14 protein-coding genes and 3 pseudogenes are annotated in these 15,324 nt (G+C 71.0%); 9 read left to right on the top strand and 8 right to left on the bottom strand.

The window, feature by feature from the left end; all coding sequences use genetic code 11:
- The first annotated feature begins 5 nt into the window (after nt 1–5).
- The gene (locus ABD355_RS06830; protein ID WP_344399434.1) at nt 6–692 is read left to right on the top strand and encodes a pyridoxamine 5'-phosphate oxidase family protein; all 687 of its coding nucleotides are present in this window, start codon (nt 6–8) and stop codon (nt 690–692) included.
- Nucleotides 692–1,339, top strand: coding sequence for an FMN-binding negative transcriptional regulator (locus tag ABD355_RS06825; RefSeq protein ID WP_344399182.1), 648 nt, complete (start codon nt 692–694; stop codon nt 1,337–1,339). Before ABD355_RS06830 ends, ABD355_RS06825 begins: the two co-directional genes overlap by 1 nt.
- A 60-nt stretch (nt 1,340–1,399) precedes the next feature.
- On the opposite strand, the gene ABD355_RS06820 is transcribed toward ABD355_RS06825, so the two are convergent.
- The 3 genes and pseudogenes from ABD355_RS06820 to ABD355_RS06810 form a co-directional block, all read right to left on the bottom strand.
- On the bottom strand, nt 1,400–2,347 hold the full coding sequence (locus ABD355_RS06820) for a DMT family transporter (RefSeq protein WP_344399181.1): 948 nt from the start codon (nt 2,345–2,347) through the stop codon (nt 1,400–1,402).
- A 169-nt stretch (nt 2,348–2,516) separates the two neighbouring features.
- A pseudogene (locus tag ABD355_RS06815) lies at nt 2,517–3,516 on the bottom strand (EamA family transporter).
- Between the two features lie 52 nt (nt 3,517–3,568).
- Nucleotides 3,569–4,114 carry a Clp protease N-terminal domain-containing protein gene (locus ABD355_RS06810; protein WP_344399180.1) on the bottom strand — a complete coding sequence of 182 codons (546 nt, stop codon included), beginning with the start codon at nt 4,112–4,114 and terminating at the stop codon, nt 3,569–3,571.
- Between the two features lie 198 nt (nt 4,115–4,312).
- Here ABD355_RS06810 and ABD355_RS06805 point away from each other — a divergent pair, with 198 nt between their 5' ends.
- Both ABD355_RS06805 and ABD355_RS06800 read left to right on the top strand, forming a co-directional pair.
- On the top strand, nt 4,313–4,501 hold the full coding sequence (locus ABD355_RS06805) for a hypothetical protein (RefSeq protein ID WP_344399179.1): 189 nt from the start codon (nt 4,313–4,315) through the stop codon (nt 4,499–4,501).
- A 116-nt stretch (nt 4,502–4,617) separates the two neighbouring features.
- Nucleotides 4,618–5,046 carry a type II toxin-antitoxin system Rv0910 family toxin gene (locus ABD355_RS06800; RefSeq protein WP_344399178.1) on the top strand — a complete coding sequence of 143 codons (429 nt, stop codon included), beginning with the start codon at nt 4,618–4,620 and terminating at the stop codon, nt 5,044–5,046.
- Nucleotides 5,047–5,127: 81 nt separating this feature from the next.
- Here ABD355_RS06800 and ABD355_RS06795 read toward each other — a convergent pair whose 3' ends face one another.
- Nucleotides 5,128–5,763: a PadR family transcriptional regulator gene (locus tag ABD355_RS06795; protein ID WP_344399177.1), complete on the bottom strand. Its 636-nt coding sequence runs from the start codon at nt 5,761–5,763 to the stop codon at nt 5,128–5,130.
- Nucleotides 5,764–5,908: 145 nt separating this feature from the next.
- Between ABD355_RS06795 and ABD355_RS06790 the strand changes: the two genes are divergently transcribed.
- Nucleotides 5,909–6,805: an aminoglycoside phosphotransferase family protein gene (locus tag ABD355_RS06790; RefSeq protein ID WP_344399176.1), complete on the top strand. Its 897-nt coding sequence runs from the start codon at nt 5,909–5,911 to the stop codon at nt 6,803–6,805.
- 59 nt (nt 6,806–6,864) lie between these two features.
- Here ABD355_RS06790 and ABD355_RS06785 read toward each other — a convergent pair whose 3' ends face one another.
- Both ABD355_RS06785 and ABD355_RS06780 read right to left on the bottom strand, forming a co-directional pair.
- A complete protein-coding gene (locus ABD355_RS06785) occupies nt 6,865–8,505 on the bottom strand; it encodes a thiamine pyrophosphate-binding protein (RefSeq protein WP_344399175.1) in 1,641 nt (546 codons plus the stop codon).
- Complete coding sequence (locus ABD355_RS06780) at nt 8,502–9,287, bottom strand: cyclase family protein (RefSeq protein WP_344399174.1); 786 nt, start codon at nt 9,285–9,287, stop codon at nt 8,502–8,504. Before ABD355_RS06780 ends, ABD355_RS06785 begins: the two co-directional genes overlap by 4 nt.
- Before the next feature lie 144 nt (nt 9,288–9,431).
- Here ABD355_RS06780 and ABD355_RS06775 point away from each other — a divergent pair, with 144 nt between their 5' ends.
- Nucleotides 9,432–10,241 carry a PhzF family phenazine biosynthesis protein gene (locus ABD355_RS06775; RefSeq protein WP_344399173.1) on the top strand — a complete coding sequence of 270 codons (810 nt, stop codon included), beginning with the start codon at nt 9,432–9,434 and terminating at the stop codon, nt 10,239–10,241.
- A gap of 19 nt (nt 10,242–10,260) precedes the next feature.
- On the opposite strand, the gene ABD355_RS06770 is transcribed toward ABD355_RS06775, so the two are convergent.
- The gene (locus tag ABD355_RS06770) at nt 10,261–11,061 is read right to left on the bottom strand and encodes a CPBP family intramembrane glutamic endopeptidase (protein WP_344399172.1); all 801 of its coding nucleotides are present in this window, start codon (nt 11,059–11,061) and stop codon (nt 10,261–10,263) included.
- A gap of 314 nt (nt 11,062–11,375) precedes the next feature.
- Between ABD355_RS06770 and ABD355_RS06765 the strand changes: the two are divergent.
- A pseudogene (locus tag ABD355_RS06765) lies at nt 11,376–11,990 on the top strand (VWA domain-containing protein); the annotation flags it as partial.
- A 113-nt stretch (nt 11,991–12,103) separates the two neighbouring features.
- Here ABD355_RS06765 and ABD355_RS06760 read toward each other — a convergent pair.
- On the bottom strand, nt 12,104–13,621 hold the full coding sequence (locus ABD355_RS06760) for a glutamate-cysteine ligase family protein (protein WP_344399171.1): 1,518 nt from the start codon (nt 13,619–13,621) through the stop codon (nt 12,104–12,106).
- A 553-nt stretch (nt 13,622–14,174) separates the two neighbouring features.
- Between ABD355_RS06760 and ABD355_RS06755 the strand changes: the two genes are divergently transcribed.
- Nucleotides 14,175–14,759, top strand: coding sequence for a hypothetical protein (locus tag ABD355_RS06755; RefSeq protein WP_344399170.1), 585 nt, complete (start codon nt 14,175–14,177; stop codon nt 14,757–14,759).
- Between the two features lie 385 nt (nt 14,760–15,144).
- Nucleotides 15,145–15,267, top strand: a pseudogene (locus tag ABD355_RS06750) (DUF5999 family protein); the annotation flags it as partial.
- Nucleotides 15,268–15,324: the final 57 nt, after the last annotated feature.

The raw sequence follows: 15,324 nt of genomic DNA, 5'->3' as shown, positions 1-15,324 counted from the left end.
TCGCAATGCAGGGGACCGAGCACCAGCCGACGTCGCAGTCCGCCGCCTACACGCCGACCGACCGCACCGTCCCCACCCGCTCCGCGGACCGGGCGTCGTACGACAAGGAGCTGGTGCACGCGATACTCGACGAGGGCTACGTCTGCCATCTGGGCTTCGTGCGGGACGGGGCACCGGTGGTGCTGCCCACGCTCTACGGGCGGGTCGGCGACCGGCTCTACGTGCACGGCTCGACGGGCTCGCGCCCGCTGCGGATGACCGGCAAGGCGGACCCCGGGCTGGCCGTGTGCCTGACCGTCACGCACGTGGACGCGCTGATCCTGGCCCGCTCGGCCTTCCACCACTCGATCAACTACCGGTCGGTGGTGGTGCACGGCATCGCACACGACGTGACCGACCCCGAGGAGAAGCGGGCCGCCCTGGACGCGCTGGTCGACCACGTCGTACCGGGCCGGGCGGCCGACTCCCGGCCCGCGAACAAGAAGGAGCTGGCCGCCACCGCCGTGATCCGCCTCGACCTGAACGAGGTCTCCGCCAAGCTCCGCACGGGCGGGGTGAACGACGAGCCCGAGGACCTGGCCCTGCCGCACTGGGCCGGCGTCGTCCCGCTGCGGAAGGGGTACGAAACCCCGGTGGCGGACGCCGACCTGATCCCGGGCATCACGCTCCCCGAGTACCTGGCGGTGCCGTGATGCTGATCCACCCGTGGGACGCTGCTCGTGACGACGACGAGTGGCAGCAGTGGCTGGGCGCGCACGACTTCGGGCAACTCGCCGTCAACGGTCTGCCCGGGGAGCCGCCACACGTGCAGCCGCTGCACTTCGCGTACGACGCCGAGCGCGGCGAGGCCGTCACGCACCTCGCCCGTCCCAACCCCCTGTGGCCGGCACTGGAGGCGGAACCGGACGTCCTGCTGAGCGTGGTCGACGACTACGTGTACGTCCCCGGACCCTGGCAGGCTCCGCCGGACGCCCCGCCCGAGCACGGTGTTCCGACGAGTTTCTACACCGCGGTCCAACTCCGCTGCACCGCCCATGTCGTGGATGATCCGGCCGAGAAGGCCGCCCTGCTCAACCGCCAGGTCGGCCACTTCCAGCCCGAGGGCGGTTCCGCGTCGGCGGCGGTGGGCGAGGAGCCGTACGGCAGGTTCCTCTCCGGCATCCGCGGTCTGCGGCTCGAAGTGGTCGAGGTACGGGCGAAGTTCAAGTACGCGAGTCACAAGCCGGAGCAGGTCCAGGACCGGCTGGTGGCGGAGCTCGCCGCGCGGGGCGGCTCCCGGGACGCGGCGGCCCGGGAGCACCAGCTGCGACGACGAGGGGTGTGGTCGGGGGCACGGTGACGCGCCTGCTCGATGACCGTGGACGGGGGCGGGATCCGGTCTCCGGCCCGCCCCTCGGCCTCACACCCGCACCGGATCCTCCGCCACCGTGCCGCGTGCCTCCGCCAGTGCCAGGCCCGCCACCGAGACCAGCATCAGCAGTGTGCCCACCAGGGTTGCCGGAGTGAGCCGTTCGCCGAGCAGCGCGACCGCCAGCACCGCCGCGCCGACCGGTTCCAGGAGCATGATCACGGACACCGTGGCCGACCGGACGGCGGCCGCGCCGGCGAAGTAGAGGCCGTAGGCGAGGGCTGTGGGGACGCTGGCGAGGTAGGCCAGCAGCCACACGGTCCGGGCCGGATGGGCGGTGTGCGGGACGATCCCCTCGGCCAGGGCGAACGGCAGCAGACAGAGGCTGGTGACCGCGAACGCCCCCACCGACGTACTGGACGCGTCGACCTCACCGCCCCTGCCCCACCAGCGTGTGAACAGGGTCAGCACGCTGTACCCGACCGCGGACAGCAGGGCGAACAGCACACCCGACAGGCGTACGGTCGCTCCGCCCCCACCGAGGACGAGCACGCCCAGCCCCGCGAGCGCCCCGGCGACGGCGGTCGGGCCACCGCGGCCCAGCCGCTCCCCCATCGTCAGCCGGGCGCCCAGTGCGACGAGCACAGGGCCGGTGCCGAGGGTGACGACCGTGGCGACGGCGAGTCCGGTGGCGGCCACGGCCGCGAAGTAGGCGGTCTGGAACACGGCGAGCCCGACGCCGGAGACACCGGCCCGAAGCGCCCTGCGGCGGAGCGGTTCGCACACGGTGGTCCGTCCGCGCGGACGGACCAGGCGGGCGGCGAGCAGCAGGACGAGGCCGGCCGCACAGCGCCAGAAGGACAGCGCGGCACAGCCCATGTCACTGGCCCGGTAGACCAGGGAGGCGGCCGCGCCCGCGGTGCCCCAGGCGGCACCGGCGACGATCAGATACAACAGGCCTCGCCCGACGGGCAGGCCGCAAGCAGCATTCGACGACACGAAGGTCTCCGCAGAAGTTTCGGAAAGTACCCGGCATCGACCGGGCCGTGGACTTCTTCTGCGGGCAGCACCGTTCCGCCCGGCACGGGGCCGGGCGTGGTTTCCGGAGGGCCCGCCTCAGGCGGCCGGAGGCGGAAGAACGAGTGCGTTCGAATGCATGATCATCACCCTAGGCGGCGCTTTCGCGAGAGGACAACTCCCTTTTCGGGCCGCCGCTCGCCACCGGCTGCCGGGGACCTCCTGGCAGGCGTCGACGACTGGGCGATGAACGCGCCCACCAGGACGACCGCACCGCCGATGATCTGCGGTACGGACAGGTGCTCGCCCAGCAGCACCCAGGCCAGGACCGTGGCGACGACCGCTTCGAGAGAGGCCACGACGCCCGCGACCTGCGGGGAGAGCAGGCGCACCGACACCACGCCGGTCACATAGGCGAGGACGGTGGAGATCAGGACGATCCAGGCCAGCAGGGCGAGAGCGGCGACCGGGGTGCCGTTCATCCGCGCGGTGCCGGTCAGCACGGACCAGTGCATGGTCCAGGGGCGGACCAGGACGCTCAGGACGAGCGCGCCGATCAGCAGGCCGTAGGCGATGACGCCGAGCGGGTCGGGCGCGTCGTCGCCGGCGTCGCTGCCCTGGTCGGACAGGACGAAGTAGCCGACCTGACAGCAGGCGGCGCCGAGTGCGAGCAGCAGGCCGAGGGCGTCGAAGCTCAGCCCCGACCAGACCTCGACCACACAGGCGAGCCCGCCGACCGCGAGGACCACGCCGAACACGGCGGCGCGGGTCACCGGCCGCCGCTGCACGAACCGCACCCAGCCCAGAATGAGGGCGGGCGCGAGGTACTCGATGAGCAGTGCGACGCCGACGGGTATGCGGGAGAGCGCGCCGAAGTAGCAGGCCTGCACACCGGCCACCGCGAGCAGTCCGAAGCCGGCGAGCAGTGCCGGGCGGCGGCGCAGCAGCGGGCGGTGGCGCACGGCGACCGGCAGCATCACCAAGGCGGCGCCCGCCACGCGCAGCCACACCACGTGAAGCGGGTCGAGTCCCGCCTCGATCAGAGGTTTCGCCGCGACCCCGGATCCTCCGAAGGCGACCGCGGAGCCGAGGGCGAGTCCGAGTCCGACACGTTTGCCGGGGCCGGCCTGGCTGCTTTCAGAGGTGTGCACGGGCCCATGATGACAGGCGAGGACATGAGCGTCACACGAGATGACACCTGTCTCAGCGGCTGGACCACCTCGGCTGCGCCAGCCGGTTCTGGATGCGGGCGAGCACGGTGGCCGTTTCGATGCCGGCCCGGTCGAGTACCTCCACGGCCCGTGCCTGCGGGTCGACGACGATCGCCGCAAGGAGGTCGATCCCGCGGGCCGGTCCGGCGCCGCGGGCGGCGGCCCGCTCCCGGGCCCGGTCCATCGCGCCCGCGGCCAGCGGCGAGAAGCCCTCGGCCTCCGCGACCACGGGTACGGCGCCGGAGTCCTCGACCGAGCCCTGCCAGCGCAGGCCGTAACCGATGCTGCGCTGCACCAGGTAGCCGAGCAGCCGGGCGATCTCGGGTCCGTCGTCGAAGACGGCCCGCACCTCGGGGTCCTGCTCCAGTAGCGAGTGCAGCAGATGGGCCGTGTCGATCTGCCGGTCCCCGTCGCGCACCGCCCGGCGGCGGGCACCGGAGACCACCGCTGCAAGTTCGGCACTGAGCCTGGCATCGTTGTCCACGTGGGGACCGACGGCCTGTTCGCCGACCGACTGCCGTGGGATACGGGGTTGCACAACCCCTACCCCATCAATCTCCTCGCCGCCGGTCATCCCCGAGGGGGAGCATTTTCGCGTCCCACGGAGAGTGGACCCGGCGGGCAGGAATCTCCTCCTTACGGATGAGATCTGGCCGTTCTGCCCCCAGGGGCGCGCGCCGCCTTGCCATGCGCCCGGCGTGCAACCACAGCGCCCCGTCGCACGTCCAGGAGGTGCGTGGAGAGCGGGTGCTGGCTGGTTTCCCTGCCGGCCGTCGACGGCAAGCAGTACGTGTACCGGGTGGACGCCCCGGAGGACGCGCTGCCCGCCGATCTGTTCTGGGACGCCTGGCACTGCCACGACGAGAGCGCCCTTCCGCGTGCCTGGGATCTCTTCGACGCCGCGGTGATCCGCCGGGTCGGCTGACCGCTGGGGGCGCATCGGGAAACGCCCACATTTTCTGACGGTTCATCAGTATTGAATGTTCCAGGCCCTGCGGCTACGTTCCGCGACACCACAGCCCGACATGAAGAGGTGGTCGCATGCCCGAAATCAACGCGGAGGCACGGATCGCGGCGCCGGCCGAGAAGGTGTGGGCACAGCTGATGGACTGGCCCGCGTACGGCGAGTGGAACGCCACCCACACCAGCTTCCCGCAGGGCGGCCCGGCGGCGCTCGAAGTGGGCGGGACCTTCCAGGAGAACATGAAGCTGATGGGGTTCCCGGCCGAGGTCGAATGGACCATCTCGGAACTCGAACCGGCCCGGGTCTTCGCCATCAAGGGCAAGGGCCCGATGGCGGTGAACGTCGCCACGCGCTACACCCTGACGCCTGAGGGCGAGGCCACGAAGGTCCGCATCGACGGCGAGTTCACGGGCGCCGCGGTCACTTTGATGGCGGGCAGGCTGAAGGACTCGGGGACCGCCGCGTTGAACGAGTCGCTGCGCAAGCTCGCCGGGCTGGTGTCCTGACCGCCGGACACGGGAAGGCGCCCCGCGGACCACTCCGCGGGGCGCCTTCGTCGCCGCAGGAACTGTCAGTCCTCGCCGGTGTCAGTCCTCGTCGGCGAGGATCAGGTACAGCTTCTTGCGGGCTTCGTTGATGACCGTCAGCGCTTTCTCGCGCTGCTCCTTGTTGCCGGTCTTCCAGACCTGGCCGAAGGCCTCCATCAGACCGAAGCCGGCCTGCCGGATCTCACCGAGCGCCTCGAAGTCGATGCCGCGGGAGGCTTCCTCCCAGGGTGCGTCCGGGCCCTCGTCGGCCGCGGCGCGGCCGGACTCGGTGAGCGAGAAGAGCTTCTTGCCGCCCTCGCTCGCGCTGGTGATCAGGCCCTCGTCCTCCAGCAGTTGGAGGGTGGGGTACACCGAGCCGGGGCTAGGCTTCCACGCCCCGCCGCTGCGCTCGGCGATCTCCTGGATCATCTCGTAACCGTGCATGGGCCGGTCCTTCAGCAGGGCCAGGATCGATGCCCGTACGTCACCTCGCCGTGCCCTGCCCCTCGGTCCGCCGCGCCCTCGTGGCCCCCAGGGGCCCGGACCGAAGCCGGGTCCGCCGAAGCCGAAGCCGCCCGGGCCGCCGCCGGGTCCACCCGGCCCGAAGGGGCCGAAGGCACCGCGCCGGCCCTCGAAACCACCCCGCCCGCGAGGGCCGGGTCCACCGTGTCCACGTTCGAATCCATGGGAACGCATCGCAATCACTCCATTCCATCGTTGATCTGTCGCGATGCGTCAACGATATATCGGAATCCTTCGCATGGCAAGACCCGTCGGACAACCTTGGGCCGACGCGAATCTCAGTTGATCTGGGGACCCTGGCGTCCGGAGACTGGCCGGCATGACCATGCATGCCGACCAGGTCGACGTGACCACCGACATCGTGGCGGCCTTGGTCCGCGAACAGTTCCCTCAGTGGAGTGGCGAGGTGGTCCAGCCCCTGTCGTCGACGGGGACGGTCAACGCCATCTTCCGCATCGGGAACGATCTCTCTGCGCGTTTCCCCCTGCGGGTGGCGGATGCCGCCGAGGCGCTGGCGGTTCTGGAACAGGAAGCCCGGGCGAGCGCGGAGCTGGCGCGGGTGTCCCGGTTCCCCGCCCCGGAGCCCGTCGCCCTGGGGAAGCCCGGAGCGGGTTACCCCATGCCGTGGTCGGTCCAGACCTGGTTGCCGGGAACGGTCGCCTCCGATGCCGACCCGAGTGGGTCGGACGCTTTTGCCGAGGATCTCGCGGCCTTCATCGCGACCCTGCGGAAGGCCGACACGCGGGGGCGGCTCTTCAGCGGCGACAATCGCGGCGGCGTTCTCGCTCACCACGACGAGTGGATGGCGACGTGCTTCGAGGAGAGTGAGGGGCTGCTCAACGTGCCCCGGCTGCGCAAGGTGTGGAGACACTTTCGGGAGTTGCCACGCACGGGTGCGGACGTGATGAGCCACGGTGACCTGATCCCCGGCAATGTACTGGTCGCGGGAAACCGGCTCAGCGGCGTACTCGACACCGGCGGCTTCGGCCCCGCCGACCCCGCACTGGATCTGGTCAGTGCCTGGCACCTGTTGCAGCCGGGTCCGCGGGAAGTGCTGCGGCGGACACTGGGCTGTGACGACCTGGAGTGGGAGCGCGGCAAGGCATGGGCGTTCGAACAGGCGATGGGTCTGGTCTGGTACTACGCCGAGAGCAATCCGGCGATGAGCAGACTGGGGCGCCGGACGCTCGACCGCATTCTGGAGTCGATGGACTGACACCCCAGTCGTACGCCCGGCCCCAGGTCAGGGCGGGCCCGTGCGGAACCATACGGCGCTCAGTGGCCGCGGAACGCCTCCTCCAGCCACCAGGAACCGTGCTCGCGGGTCACCTTGGCGTCGATCAGCAGGGGTGCCGAGCGCGGTCCGGCGACCCAGTCCTGTACGGCCTTGAGGTCGGCGGGCGTGCGGACGGTGACCGCCTCGAAGCCGTAGCCGCGGGCCACGGCGGCGATGTCGGTCTCCGGAAAGGTGACCGTGTCCAGCGGGAAGCCGTCGGGGCCGAAGTGGTGCACCTCCGCTCCGTAGGCCTCGTCGTTGTAGACGACGACCACCATCGGCAGCCCGAGCCGGCGCACGGTGTCGAGTTCCACGGCGCTCATCAGCGCGCCTCCGTCGCCGAGAGCGGCCACGGGGAGCCGGCCCGGCTGGGCGAGGGCCGCGCCGATCGTGGTCGCGAGCCCCAGGCCGATGGACTGGAAGGCCTGGGTGAAGCAGAACCCGTTGTGGTCCGGCACCGAGAGATACGCGCTCGGGTGGCCCATGAAGTTGCCGGAGTCGACGCCGACGACCCGCTCGGCGGGGAGGATGTCGTCGAGCGCGATGCTCAGCGTGCGCGGGTCGATCCGCTCCCGGGTGCCCTCGTCCTCGTAGGGCACATCCCGCCACCGGACCCGTGCGGCGAGGGCCTCGGTGACGTCGGGCGTCCGGTAGCCGGTGCGGCTCTCGCCGCGGGCCTCCAGTGCCCGTCGGGCCGTGCGTTCCACGTCGCCGGTGACGCCCAGGGCGATCTCCCTGTGCGCTCCGAGCGCCTCCGGGTCGTCGTCGACCTGGACGACGGTCGCGTCCGGGCCGATCAGACTGCCGTGCCGCATGGTCCACATGTTCAGCGCGCAGCCCCAGCCGACGATCAGGTCGGCGCCCTGGATCAGTTCTACCGCGAGGGGCGAGGCGAAGCCGCCGGAGACGTCCAGCGAGAACGGGCTCTCGTGGAACAGGCCGCGGGCCACGGCCGAGGTCGCCAGGAGAGCGCCGTACCGGTCGGCCAGGGCGCGGAGCGCGTCGCGGCTGCCGGTGGTGCGCGCGCCCCGGCCGGCGACGAAGACCGGCCGCCGGGCCCCTTCCAGGGCCCGTACCAGCTCCGCCACCCCGGTCTCGGACGGCTCGACCGGTTCCCGTACGGGCATGGGGCGGGCGTCCAGGAGGGCCGCGTCGGGCACGTCGAGCGCCTGCACCTCCAGCGGCAGGTTCAACAGGACCGTGCGCCGCTCGTGCCGGGCCCTCCGGAGGGCCGCGCGGGCCTGCTCGACGGCGTCGTGCGCGGTCGTCACACGCGCGGTGACGGCACCGACGGAGTGCGCCAACACGGCCTGGTCGATACGGAAGTTGGAGCGCTGCGCGGTCGCCTCGGCGGCCAGCACCAGCAGCGGGGTACGGCTCTTGGCGGCCTCGGTGATGCCGGTCAGGGCGTTGGTCAGGCCGGGGCCCTGGTGGACGCTGAGCGCGGCGACCGTCCCGCTCGTGCGGGCGTACGCGTCGGCCATGGTCGCCGCGCCGCCCTCGTGCCGTGCGGCGACGAACCGCGCGCCCGCCGCCACCATGGCGTTGGTCAGATGGAAGTTGCCCGAGCCGACCACGCCGAAGACATGGTCGATCCCCGACGCCACCAGGGCCCGCCCGACGGCTTCGGCGACCTTCACGACCCCTCCACCAGGGCGAGGACGCGTGCGGGTGATCCGGAGCCCGACACGATCGGCAGCGGTCCCGCGATGACGACGGCGCCGGTCGGGGGCAGGGAGCCGAGGTTCTGCAGTTGGGTCAGCCCGTACTTGTCGGCGCCCAGGAGGTAGGAGTGACAGGGGAAGGCCGGGTCGAAGGAGTGCGCCCGTCCCGCGTCCGTGCCCACCGTCTCCGTGCCGAGGCCGAGCACCGGTGACTCCTCGGCGACCCAGCGGGCGCACTCCGCGGACAGGCCGGGGGTGTGCGGGCCGTTCTCGTCGGCGTTGAGGAACGCCTCCTGCGACTGCGAGCGGGCGTCCCAGCCGGTGCGCAGCAACAGCCAACCCCCTTGGGGCAAGGGCCCGTTGTCGGCCTCCCAGGCCTTGATGTGGTCCACCTCGACCAGGAAGTCGGGGTCCTTGGCGGCGTGCTCGGAGAAGTCGAGCACGACCGCGGGGGCGATCAGCCGGTCCACCGGTACCGAGGCGACATCGGCGAGGTCCTTCCCGGTGACCCAGTGGACGGGTGCGTCGAAGTGGGTGCCGGTGTGCTCACCACTGCGGAAGTTGTTCCAGTACCAGGCCGGTCCCCGGTCGTCGTACCGGCTGATCTCCTCCAGCTCGAAGACCTGGGTCTGGCCGAACTGGGGCGGCAGCTGGATCACCGGTGTGGTCGACGACAGCGGCGAGGTGAGGTCGACGACTTCGATCGATCCCCCCTGCACCCCGGCGAGCAGGGCGGCGAGCACGGACGGCTGTGACATGACGGCCTCCTGGGCACGGGCTGGACGGTCAACGACAGGGTGTCAGCCGAGGGCCGCTTCGCTAAGGCACGCGGCCCGGAAATCGGTCCACCGGCCCCGGATTGGCCTTGGTGGAAGGCTCCACTCCCCCCTAGCGTCGAAGCCATGCGCATCCGAATCGTCGACGCCTTCACCGACCGCCCCTTCGCCGGCAACCCCGCCGGCGTCCTGCTTCTCGACGACTTCCCCGACGACGACCGGCTCCAGAAGATCGCCCTGGAGGTCAACCACGCCGAGACCGCGTTCGCACACCGGCTGCCCGAGGGCGGGGACGCCGACTGGGCGCTGCGCTGGTTCACACCCGCGACCGAGGTCACCATGTGCGGGCACGCGACGCTGGCCACGGCCCATGTGCTGCACTCGACCGGCGCCCACGAAGGTACGGTGCGGTTCGCCACCCGCAGCGGCGTCCTCATCGCCACACCCCAGGAGGACGGCTCGATCACCCTGGACTTCCCGACGGCGCCGCTCACACCGGTCGAGGTCCCGGACGGTGTCGCCGAAGCGCTCGGCGCGGAGCCGCGCTCCGCCTTCGACACCGGCCCGAACGTCGGCGACCTGCTCCTCGCACTCGCCGACGAGAAGACGGTCCACGCCCTCGCCCCGGACCACAAGGCGCTCGGCGCCTACTCCGAGCGCGGCATCATCGCCACCGCCCGCGCCGAGGACCCCACCCGGGGCTACGACTTCGTCTCCCGCTGCTTCTTCCCCAACGCCGGCATCGACGAGGACCCGGTCACCGGCAGCGCCCACACCGCCCTCGCGCCGTTCTGGTCCGAGCGGCTCGGCAGCACCGACCTCACCGGCCTGCAGGCCTCGCCCCGCTCCGGCCGGGTCCGGACGCAGCTGCGCGGCGACCGCACGCTGCTCAGCGGACGCGCGGTCACGGTCATCGAGGGCGAGCTGCTCGCGTAACGGGCCGGGCTGCCGGCGCTCACGCCGTCGGCAGCCAGCCCACCTTCCCGGCCAGCAGCGCGTATCCCACGAACGCCCCGATGTCGAGCAGGGAATGCGCCACCACCAGGGGGCCCACCCGCCCCCAGCGCCGGTACAGATACACGAACACCACGCCCATCACCATGTTGCCGACGAAGCCGCCGATGCCCTGGTAGAGGTGGTACGAGCCGCGCAGTACGGAACTGGCCACCAGCGCGGTCCCCGGTGTCCAGCCCAACTGCCCGAGCCGCCGCAGCAGATAGCCGACGACGATGACCTCTTCGAGGATCGCGTTCTGCATCGCCGACAGGACCAGCACGGGGTACTTCCACCACACGTCGGGCAGCGCCTCCGGCACCACCGTGAGGTTGAAGCCGAGCCCGCGTGCGGCCAGGTAGAAGGCGATTCCGGTGCTGCCGATCACCGCCGCGATCCCGGCGCCGCGGCCGAGGTCGGGCCACGGCCGGGTGCGGTCGAAGCCGAGGGTGCGCAGGCTCTTGCCCTCGCGCAGCAGGAGGTGCGCGACCAGCGCGACGGGCACCAGGGCCGTGGTGATCCCGAACAGCTGCCAGGCCAGATCCAGCCAGGGGCGGCCCGGCGCGGCCGAGGCGTTGAGGGTGGCCGCCTGCTCCTTGAGCCCTCCCGGTTTCGTGACCGATCCCACAAAGCTGATCAGGGCGGACACACCACTCGCACCGAGTGAAAGCCCCAGAACGAGCAGCGTCTCGTCACGGAGAATCCGTCGCGAGGGCCGTTCCGGCGGAAAGGAATCGGCCACCGGGCCCGCCTCTGCCTGCACACCTGCCTCCAGTTGAGTAATCCAGCCTCAGCCCCACCGCCACCCCGCTAGGGTCTCGAAAGAACTTACGAGGATCGTGCGCTGGGCCGTCAGGGGGGGACGGACGCCGTACGGGGCGTACCTCCCCCTTTTCCCTGCCATACGGCCGCGGTCCGGCACGAGGTTCAACAGGGAGGGGCACCACCGTCATGGGACGTCACAGCTTGCCCGATCAGTATGGGGCGGGCGCCAGCGCCCCCCGTCCACGGGCACGGCTCCGCACGGTGGCCGTGGCGACGGTACTCGTCCTCGCCGTCGCGGGCGGCGCGGCGGGCGCGGTCGTGGACGCCTCCTCGTCCATGGCGGAGCCGGTGCCCGGGACCGGGCAGTCCCGCATGGACGTCACCAAGGGCTCCCTGCTGCGGGCCCTCGCCACCTTCACGCCCGAGGACGAGATCGGCCTGTGGGAGTTCTCCACGAAGCTGGACGGCGCCAAGGACTACCGCATCCTGGTGCCGACCGAGCGCCTCGGCGACCAGAAGGCCGGCGGCACCCAGCGGGACCGCCTCTCGGCGGCCTTCAACGCCCTCGAACCGGTCCCGCACGGGGCGACCGGCCTCTACGACACCACGCTCGCCGCATACAAGGCGGCGACCTCGTCCTACGCCAGGGGAAAGTTCAACGCGCTGGTCGTCCTGACCGACGGCGTCAACCAGGACCCCGGCAGCATCTCCCGCTCCGAACTCCTCACCCAACTCCAGAAGCTCACCGACCCCGCCCGCCCGGTACCACTCATCATGATCGCCGTGGGCCCCGACGCCGACCGCCAGGAGGCCGAACAGATAGCGGAGGCGACGGGCGGCTCCGGCCAGTCGGTCAGCAACCCGTCACAGATCCAGTCGGTCATGCTGAAGGCGATCGTGGCGGCGGGGTCCCGAGGGGACGACTAGCAGGCGTCGCAAAAATGCGGTGCGGTGCCGCTGCGCCCGAAAGGGGCGCGGGGAACTGCGCGACCAACCACGACGGCGCCGCACCCGGAAAACGACGCAACCCGAGCGGTAGCTCAGCCCAGCGGCACAGGCTCCGGCAGCCCCACGGGCCAGGTATGCACCGGCTCCCCCACCCGCATCAGCTCGCTGTACCTCCGAGTCGTCGCCGCCAGCGCGGCATCCCGCGACAGCCCCGCCTCCAGGGCCCGATGGAAGGTCGCCGCCTGCCACGTCGCACCGTTCACCCGGCGTCGGCAGCGCTCGTCGATGACGCCCAGGTAGCGCTCCCGGTCGGCGCGTTCGACCCCCCAGGCGTCCAGCCCCGCCTCGGCGAGCGGCAGCAGCTCGTCGCGTACGAGGCTCACCGCGTCGACCTGCACGGTGCCGCCGTACCGGCCCCGCCGCGGCCACTCCAGGCGCGCGTCGATGCCGTGCTTGCAGGCGGCGTCGAAGTTCGCGGCGGCCGCCTCGAAGGGCAGCCGGGTCCACACGGGCCGCGACTCCTCGGCGAGGGCGCGGACCAGGCCGTAGTAGAAGGCCGCGTTGGCGATGACGTCGGTGACGGTGGGCCCGGCGGGCAGGACGCGGTTCTCGACGCGCAGATGCGGGACGCCGTCGGCGATGCCGTAGACCGGGCGGTTCCAGCGGTACACCGTGCCGTTGTGCAGGACGAGTTCGGCGAGCTTGGGAACGCCGCCTTCGTCGAGGACCTGCAGCGGGTCCTCCTCGTCCGAGATCGGCAGCAGGGCCGGGAAGAACCGCACGTTCTCCTCGAACAGGTCGTACGCCGAGGAGATCCAGCGCTCCCCGAACCAGGTGCGCGGGCGAACGCCCTGCGCCTGCAGCTCCGGCGGCCGGGTGTCGGTGGACTGCTGGAACAGCGGGGGCCTGGACTCGCGCCACAGTTCGCGGCCGAACAGGAAGGGCGAGTTGGCACCGACGGCGATCTGCGCGGCGGCGACGGCCTGCGCGGCGTTCCAGACGTCGGCGAAGCGGCCCGGGGTGACCTGGAGGTGCAGTTGCACGGAGGTGCACGCGGCCTCCGGCGCTATCGACTTCGAGGTGCAGGTGAGGCGCTCCACGCCGTCGATGTCGAGGACGAAGTCCTCGCCGCGGGCGGCCACGATCTGCTCGTTGAGCAGGGCATAGCGGTCGACGTCGGAGAGGTTGGAGGAGACCAGGTCGTCCCGGTCGAGGGTCGGCAGAATGCCGATCATCACGATTCCGGCGTCGAGCTCCCCCGCTTTTCGGTGGGCATATGCCAGCGAGGTTGTGAGTTCCTCGGCGAGCCGGTCGAATACCCGCCCGCCCAATCGATGTGGGGCAATGTTGACTTCCAGATTGAACATGGCGAGTTCTGTTTGGAAATCACGGCTTGCGATCCGCTCGAGAACCTGCGCATTGAGCATTTTCGGCATGCCGTCGCCACCGGCAAGATTCAGTTCGATCTCCAGCCCCATGAGGTTCTTCGGGCGATCGAACCGCTTCTCGTCCAGGAGCCGCTCCAGCCCCGCCAGACACCTGCGGAGCTTGTCGCGGTAGTGCTGCCGATCGGACAGGTCGAACCGGCCTGCCACGACCTTCTCCCCCATCGAAGCGTCCCTCCTCGCGTGGGCGGCCCGAAGATCCGGCCGCCCGGTGTCGGGGTCACGTGGGATGATGCCCAGCCGCGACGATCGATAACGTCCCCGTGCACGGACGTCGCCCGCTACTCTGATGCGCGTGACCGTTGGCACATTCACCGGGCATGGGGCACAGCGCAGTTTCGGGTCGGCGACGAACTCGTGAAAAACGCCGACGAGAATTGGCCGACCGCTCCCCAGCTATTTCCCGAGGTCACCGGCGTAAGGTGGGAGCGGAATCGGGATGATTCCTGCGTATCGCCGACCGGATACACCCTTGCCGAGTGCACCGGAAACGGCTAGATGAAACACGGTCTGAACACATGTCGTATAAACTCCGCGAACAAGACAGAGAGTCGGCGCCCGCGGCCATGGAACCTGCCGTCGAGGTGACGTGCGGCAGGCCTCAGCCACACTCCTCGTTCCCAGGCCCCGGCCCCCGCCCCTCTGGCCCCGTGAGCAGACAGCGCCGTCCGCCCCCGCCCTCGCGCCACCGTGCCTGTCGAATGAGAGGCGACCCACCATGCCGCTGCATGTCCCCCCGGCTCCCGCGCCCGCCCTTCGTACCGTCCTGACCGCGCTCGGTTCCCCCACCGCGGTCCGCGAGGCCCGAACTCCCTCCCTGCTGCGCTCCCAGGGCCCCGCCACCCCCGAACTCCCGCTGCCCGTACACGTACTCGATGAACTCAGCCCCGCGGGCGTGTCCGCCACCAGGCTGGCCGGGTGGCGCTTCCTGATCCGCTGCGGCGAGCGCTCGGTGGCCGCCGCCGACACCATGCTGACCCCCGACGGCTGGGCCTTCTCGCACTTCTTCGAGGGCCCCTACATCGCCTCCACCGAGCGCGCCCTGCGCCAGGCCGAGACGATGAGCCAGCCCTACCAGCCACGCCTCCTCTCGGTACCCAGCCTGTACATGCTCACACTGTGGCTGCACGGCGACTGCACCGCGGACGGCGCCACCGGCCACCCCGCCGCCACGGACCTGCTGGTCCCGCTGGCGCCGGCGCCACCCGGCATCGCCGCCCACCGCCCGCACCGCGTCGCCGAACTGCTCCCGGTGCTGACCCATCGGGTGACTCCCGTCCCGCTCTTGGGCTCGCCCGCCTGACCGCCTCCCGTCGCCCCACCCCTCGTACCCCGCCCCGGAATTCCGGGGCGGGGTACGACGCTTTTCCGTCCGGCAATTCGCTCGTACGAGCAGCAAATTGCTCGTACGAGCCATGAAGGGCGCCCGACCTGGAAGGACTAGCCCCATCCGGCCACCGAGAACCACCCGAAGTGACAGTGCAGTTGGACTGAACCGTCCACGCGGGGGATGCGTCCTCAACCTGTGAGAAGCGGTGCTGCGAAATCCCTGCGGATTGACGTCCGTAGGGCAACACTGGGACTGGACCGACTTATCACTACGGGGGGCGGCCATGAACGGAGCTTCAAGCCGCGGGACAGACAAGACAGCCATCTCACACATCACGACAGAGCGAAAGATCCCATCAATGTGCCAGCACCAGCCACCGTGTCCGACAGCCCACTCCGCCGACCGGGAATCCGCCCGACTCGTGGCGCACCACCCGGAGCAGGGATGGAGCCTGCTGTGCAACGGCGTTCTGCTCTTCGACGTTATGTCGATCTCTGATGCCTCTCGGCACCTGTGAGCTGGTAGTTCACGAGATGGA

It is taken from the genome of Streptomyces longisporus (assembly GCF_039532765.1).
Classification (GTDB): Bacteria; Actinomycetota; Actinomycetes; order Streptomycetales; family Streptomycetaceae; genus Streptomyces; species Streptomyces longisporus.
This window is presented reverse-complemented; position numbering and strand designations above follow the sequence as displayed.